The following is a 501-nucleotide window of genomic DNA, read 5'->3' as shown; positions in this document are numbered from 1 at the left end:
TCTACTTTTATAAGAAGTACAGATTCATACCACCCTAAAGACTTAACCAAATCATTTTGGGAGTAGTTTTTATCAGAATAGGCAAAAGCTATATGTCTTCTTGCTTCAAAGTCCCCACCCTTTACTGCTTTCTTCCAATTATTTACAGCCAATTCTCTATCTTGTTTCACACCTAAACCTTGGTAAGTTAGATAGGTAACCGTGCTTAGGGACATTGCTTTAAATTTATCATCACCCGAATGCTTCATGGGTGCGTCAATAATATAATTCCAATGTGCAGCTGCGACACTATAAACATTATTCCTAAAAGCTGCTGTTCCCATATAAAATTGGCATTCAATATCTTTGTATTCCAACTCTGTAAGCTCGTCAATACTACATTCTTCAGCAAAAGAAAATGAGCTTAAAAAGATAAATGGAATCACTAATACTCTTAAATTCAACGCGACACTCCTTGTGCGATATAACGCCTCGTTAAGCGGATAAAAATTGTTGGCTATA

Annotated in this window: 1 protein-coding gene; it reads right to left on the bottom strand. The window is 35.7% G+C overall.

Going from position 1 to position 501, the window contains the following annotated elements; genetic code table 11:
* Positions 1–443 (bottom strand): sel1 repeat family protein (locus FQP90_RS23170; protein WP_144653458.1); only part of this gene is annotated, 443 nt, incomplete at its 3' end.
* Positions 444–501 lie beyond the last annotated feature (58 nt).

The sequence above is a fragment of the Paenarthrobacter nitroguajacolicus genome, assembly GCF_007786235.1.
Lineage (GTDB): Bacteria > Actinomycetota > Actinomycetes > Actinomycetales > Micrococcaceae > Arthrobacter > Arthrobacter nitroguajacolicus_A.
This window is presented reverse-complemented; position numbering and strand designations above follow the sequence as displayed.